The organism is Motilibacter deserti (assembly GCF_011250635.1).
In the GTDB taxonomy this organism is placed as follows: domain Bacteria; phylum Actinomycetota; class Actinomycetes; order Motilibacterales; family Motilibacteraceae; genus Motilibacter_A; species Motilibacter_A deserti.
The window spans coordinates 1-4,881 of record NZ_JAANNP010000121.1 but is presented as its reverse complement, the minus strand read 5'-3'; the positions used below and the strand labels follow the sequence as shown (position 1 = coordinate 4,881).

The 4,881-nt window shown below is 73.2% G+C and carries 1 protein-coding gene and 2 pseudogenes; 1 reads left to right on the top strand and 2 read right to left on the bottom strand.

The genetic code is table 11. The annotated features are described in order from the left end of the window. Positions 1–266 (bottom strand): annotated as a pseudogene (locus tag G9H71_RS21010) (hypothetical protein); the annotation flags it as partial. A gap of 727 nt (positions 267–993) precedes the next feature. On the opposite strand from G9H71_RS21010, the pseudogene ppdK reads away from it, so the two are divergent. Next, positions 994–3,734: pseudogene (ppdK, locus tag G9H71_RS24175) on the top strand (pyruvate, phosphate dikinase). A 55-nt stretch (positions 3,735–3,789) separates the two neighbouring features. Here the strand turns inward: ppdK and G9H71_RS24775 are convergent. Beyond that, complete coding sequence (locus tag G9H71_RS24775; RefSeq protein ID WP_269204784.1) at positions 3,790–4,722, bottom strand: collagen-like domain-containing protein; 933 nt, start codon at positions 4,720–4,722, stop codon at positions 3,790–3,792. Between the last annotated feature and the right edge of the window lie 159 nt (positions 4,723–4,881).

The following is a 4,881-nucleotide window of genomic DNA, read 5'->3' as shown; positions in this document are numbered from 1 at the left end:
GCGGCGGTCGCGTCGCCGGGCGAGAGGTTCGCCGTGCCGCGCAGCCACGCCGCGGTCGAGGTCGCACCCGCGGCCCGCGCCGCGCCGGAGGCGTCGAACACCGCCAGCGCTTTCGCCTGCGCCGCAGCGACCCGGCGGCCCTGCCGGACCAGCGCGGCAGCAACGTCGCCGGCCTGCTCCGGCGACAGGTCTGCAAAGTCGACCGCGGACAGCACGTCGATCGCCGCGGACAATGCCGCGAGCGCGTCGACCATGCTGTTTCCCATGCCGACAACCTAGCCGCCACCACTGACAGAACTACCCCGGAAACAAGGGTATGACGGAAGGCCGCTTCTCACTCGAAAGGTGAGAAGTCGAGTTCGGGAAACCTGGCGCGAGCAGCGGTCACGGGCCGTTGTGCAGGATGTCGAACGCGAGAATGTGGCATTCTGCCAATAGGTTCGTCACGACGGCACATTGTGGCAGTGCCGAGCCGTTGGGATGCCGCATCGTCGCAGCGGAGAGCCTTTCGCAACGTCGCAGCGCCGATGCACTCCGAGTCGCCGCAACTTCGCGAGGCCGCAGCCGTCGCAAGGCCGCGCAAGCCCCGCGCAAGGTCGCGCAAGGTCGCGCAAGTCCGCGCAAGGCCGGAGCGCCCTGCGCCTGCGACGGGGCGGATGGACCAGGGCCTGGCGGCGTACGGCCGACATTCCGAGCCCCGCACCCGCCAAAGCCCGGGGACGAGGTCAGGACGGTCGCTACCGGGCCTTCGCCGCCCCGCTCCCTCGCCACCTGGCATCGAGGGGCGCTAGCCACGGGACCCGCGCCCCCGGGACAGGTCCCCCGGGACCAGGCGCCCTTCCAGCCCAGCAAAGGCTTCCGCTGACTTCGGCCCCTCGCCTTCAGCGCCGCACGGCCCTACCGTCGGAGCTACGGGATCCCTTCGGCCCCGCCACTCCGGCGCTCGTGTGCGGCGGAGCCTGCGGATCCGCTCCTCGTCGAGCGGGAGGTGGCATGAGCACGTACCCGACCAAGTACGTCTACGACATCGCCGAGGGCTCGCGCGACATGCGCGACCTGCTGGGCGGCAAGGGGGCCGGGCTGGCGGAGATGGCCCGGCTGGGGCTCCCCGTGCCGCCGGGGTTCACGATCACGACCGAGGCCTGCCGGGCCTACTTCGGCACCGGCGCGGAGCCCGCCGAGCTGGCCGGGCAGGTCGATGCCGCGCTCGCTCGCATGGAGGAGGCGGCCGGGCGACGCCTCGGCGACTCCGCCGACCCGTTGCTGGTCAGCGTGCGGTCCGGGGCGAAGTTCTCGATGCCCGGGATGATGGAGACGGTGCTCGACATCGGGCTGAACGACGCCTCCGTCGAGGGCCTCGCGGTGCGCTCGGGCGACCCGCGCTTCGCGTGGGACTCCTACCGGCGGCTCATCTCGATGTTCGGCGCCACGGTGCTCGGCATCGACGTCCACCTGTTCCACGACGCGCTCGACGCGGCGAAGTCCGCCAAGGGCGTGACCGACGACCTCGGCCTCGACGTCGACGACCTGCGTGCGCTCGTCATGCGCGAACGCGAGATCGTCCTTCAGCAGACCGGCCGGGACTTCCCGCAGGACCCGCGCGAGCAGCTCGACGCCGCCGTACGCGCGGTGTTCGCCTCCTGGAACGCCCCGCGGGCGGTGCTCTACCGCCGGCAGGAGCGCATCCCGAACGACCTCGGCACCGCGGTGAACGTGGTGGCGATGGTGTTCGGCAACCTGGGGATGGACTCGGGCACGGGGGTGGCCTTCACCCGGGACCCGGCGACGGGGCGGCCCGGGATCTACGGCGACTACCTGCAGGACGCGCAGGGCGAGGACGTGGTCGCGGGCATCCGCAACCCCGTGCCGCTCTGGAGCTCGAGCACATCGACCCTGCGGCGTACGCCGAGCTGCTGCGCGCGATGCGGACGCTCGAGGAGCACTACAAGGACCTGTGCGACATCGAGTTCACCATCGAGCATCACAAGCTCTGGATGCTGCAGACCCGGGTGGGCAAGCGCACCCCCGCTGCTGCCTTCCGGATCGCCGCCCAGCTCGTCGACGAGCGCTCGATCGACCTCGACGAGGCGCTCCGGCGGGTGACCGGCGACCAGCTCGCCCAGCTGATGTTCCCCCGGTTCCACGCCCCGTCCGACGCCCGCCCGGTCGCCACCGGGATGAACGCCTCACCGGGCGCCGCCGTCGGGATCGCCGTCTTCGACTGCGCGGATGCCGTACGCCGGGCTGCGGCGGGCGAGCGTGTCATCCTCGTGCGGCGCGAGACGACGCCGGACGACCTCGAGGGGATGATCGCCGCCGAGGGGATCCTCACCAGCCACGGTGGACGGACGAGCCACGCTGCGGTCGTCGCCCGCGGGATGGGCAAGTGCTGCGTCTGCGGCGCCGAGGACATCACCGTCGACGCGCCCGGCCGGAAGTTCCGCACCAGCACGGGCACCGTGGTCTCCGAGGGCGACCTCATCTCGGTCGACGGCACGAGCGGCAAGGTCTACCTCGACCGCATCCCCGTGGAGAACCCGCCCGTCGTCGACTACTTCGAGGGCTCGGTCCAGCCCGGCCGGCACGAGGGCGGCGGCACGGACAGCGACGAGGACGACATCGTCGGGCCGGTGCACACGCTCCTGCAGCACGGTGACCGGGTGCGCCGCTTGGGCGTACGCGCGAACGCGGACACGCCGAGGGACGCCGAGCGGGCGCGTCGCTTCGGGGCGGAGGGGATCGGCCTCTGCCGCACGGAGCACATGTTCCTCGGCGAGCGCCGCCTGCTCGTCGAGCGCCTCGTGCTCGCGCAGGACGACGCCACCCGGGACGCGGTGCTGACCGAGCTCGGACGGCTGCAGCGCGGGGACTTCGAGGAGATCCTCGCCGCGATGGACGGCTCCCCCGTGACCGTCCGCCTCATCGACCCCCCGCTGCACGAGTTCCTGCCCGACCTCACCGAGCTCTCGGTCCGGGTCGCCGTGGCCGAGGCCACCGGCACCGCAGAGACGCAGGACCGCGAGCTGCTGCAGGCCGTACGCCGCCTCCACGAGCAGAACCCGATGCTCGGGCTGCGCGGGGTGCGGCTCGGGATCGTGGTGCCGGGCCTCGTCGAGATGCAGGTCCGCGCCCTCGCGGAGGCGGCCGCGGCGCTGCTGCGGCGCGGGCTCGACCCGCGGGTCGAGATCATGATTCCGCTCGTCAGTGCGGTTCAGGAACTGGAGATCGTGCGTCAGCAGTGCGAGCACACCCTCGCAGCGGTGGAGCAGGAGACCGGCGTGCACGTCCCCGCCGGCATCGGGACGATGATCGAGCTCCCGCGGGCGGCGCTCACCGCAGGCGAGATCGCCACGGCCGCGGACTTCTTCTCCTTCGGCACCAACGACCCGACGCAGACCGCGTGGGGGTTCTCCCGCGACGACGTCGAGCGCTCGTTCTTCCCGCGCTACCTCGACGCCGGCGTCTTCGGCGACTCGCCGTTCGAGGTGCTCGACCGCTCCGGGGTCGGGCGCCTGGTCTCGGTCGCGTGCCGGGAGGGGCGCGAGGTCCGCGAGGGGCTCCACCTCGGGGTGTGCGGCGAGCACGGCGGCAACCCGCCGTCGATCCACTTCACCCACGCCGCCGGGCTGGACTACGTCTCGTGCTCGCCCTACCGGGTGCCGGTCGCGCGGCTCGAGGCCGGACGGGCCGCGGTGCCGGAGAAGGCAGGAGAGCTGAGCGCCGACAGCCGGTGACGGGACGCGGACGGCGGCCGGCACGCAGCCGGCCGCCGTCCGCGGTCGCTGGCCGTCAGCCGAGCGGCAGCGCCTCGAGCCACGCACCGGTTGCCACGGCGTAGTCGCTCCACACAGGGTTGACCGGGGGCTGCGCCTCGTGCCGCCGCGAGCTCAACGTGCACATGAGGACGACCGAGGCCTCGCGGGGGCTGTCGACCGTCCCCATCAGAGACAGCGGCGTGGTCACATCCATAGGTGTCTCGTACGTGGCGGACACGTAGGTGGGCTGCTTGTCGTAGCCCGGCTGGGTCGAGTCCGTGCTCGGCCAGAGCCCACAGCCTCCCGACAGCATCTCCGTGTGCGCGTTCGCCCCCATGGAGAGGTTCCCGGTCTGCAGCTGCACGCCGGCGTGGAGCTGGTAGCGCCCGGCCGGCAGCGTCATCGTGAGGACCGGGCGGTAGGCATCGCGCACCAGGGGCACCTGGGTCGTGCTCCGCAGCGAGACGATGCGGTCCAGCCCGACGCCCCGCTCACCCTGCGGCCCGGTGTCGCCCTTGGGGCCGGGGTCACCCTTCGGCCCGGGCGCGCCGGCCGCACCTGCGGCACCCGTAGACCCGGCCGGCCCGGTGTCCCCCCGAGGCCCGACCGCGCCGGTCGCCCCCGTGGCCCCGGCCTCGCCCCGCGGCCCGGTCGCCCCGGTCTGGCCCGGGGTGCCCGGCGCACCAGCCGGCCCGGCCGCCCCGGCCGGGCCCGCTGCACCAGCGGGCCCCGCGGCCCCCTGGGCACCTGGGTCGCCCTCCGGTCCTGCAGGCCCGCGCACCGCCGTCGGGGCCGCCCCGAGCGCGACGGCGGTCGAGCCCTTCGGGCACCTGCCGTTCGTCGCCGCGAAGAGGGCCTTGGTCTTGCCCTGCACGCAGGCGGTCGTCAGCCGGCCGCCGGCCGCCGACCGTTCGACCACCGCGGCGGTCGCGACGCTTGTGGTGCCGGCGACCGCGAGGCCGGTCACGAGAAGGAGCATTCGTTGACGCACGGCGCGGAAGTAGATCACGCAAACGACAGCAGAGGCTTGCCAGCGGCGGTGATCATCCGAACGTGGGAGGACAACCACCGCGCAGACTGCTGAAGCGGGCGTCCCCGATGACGAGCGGCACGACGTCGCGCGGGC